Genomic DNA, 704 nt, shown 5'->3' with positions numbered 1-704 from the left:
GTCTCGTGGGCTCGGCTACGACGGTGGCTACGATGCCGTTCGGCGCTATGCCAAAACCTGGAAGCGCGAGTGCGCCTCGGTCACAGCTCAGGCCTTCATGCCGTTGTCGTTCACCCTGGGGCGATGCCTACCAGTTCGACTGAAGCCACGAGAAGTGCTGATCGGCGGCACGAACGTCACGGTTCCGTTAGAGGAAATGCGCCCGCATCTCCGGCGTCGAAACGTAGCGGCAGTGGTCCCATAAGGCGATTGCCCGCACCTTGGGCCTATGGCCCTCTGACACGCCGCATGAAGGGCTAAATTCACTATAAACCATTGCAAATAAACGGAAAAACGCGCGGAATTCTCCGCGCGTCTTCCTCTAAAACGTAAATTTATGCCGTTTTAGTAGTCAGAAACACCGCTAAAAACGCAATGTTTTGGTGCACGTCATGAACGCAATGTTCTGGTACTCGTCTTATGAGCAGCCGGTAGTGCTACCGCAGGTGTCGCACTTCATGCACGTTCCGTTCCGAACCAGAGTAAAGTTGGCACATTCCGGGCAAGCTTCACCAACATACCCCTTCAGCTTTGCTTCGGTTCTACGGTAGGCGATCGATGGACCAACTTCTGAACTAGGAAGCGAAAAGCCGAGTGCCACTGAAGCATCCTTCTCTTCGACCTTCAGCGCCGTGGCTCCCCGCAGGGCGTGAACGACACCCCCG

The 704-nt window shown here is 55.8% G+C and carries 1 protein-coding gene and 1 pseudogene; one reads left to right on the top strand and one right to left on the bottom strand.

Annotated features, from left to right (window positions below):
- Window positions 1–202, top strand: a pseudogene (locus VQ02_RS38915) (IS21 family transposase); the annotation flags it as partial.
- 255 nt (window positions 203–457) lie between these two features.
- Here VQ02_RS38915 and VQ02_RS39670 read toward each other — a convergent pair.
- A partial coding sequence (locus tag VQ02_RS39670; RefSeq protein WP_157080941.1) for a hypothetical protein occupies window positions 458–704 on the bottom strand: 247 nt, incomplete at its 5' end.

This window comes from Methylobacterium variabile, from assembly GCF_001043975.1.
Classification (GTDB): domain Bacteria; phylum Pseudomonadota; class Alphaproteobacteria; order Rhizobiales; family Beijerinckiaceae; genus Methylobacterium; species Methylobacterium variabile.
This window is presented reverse-complemented; position numbering and strand designations above follow the sequence as displayed.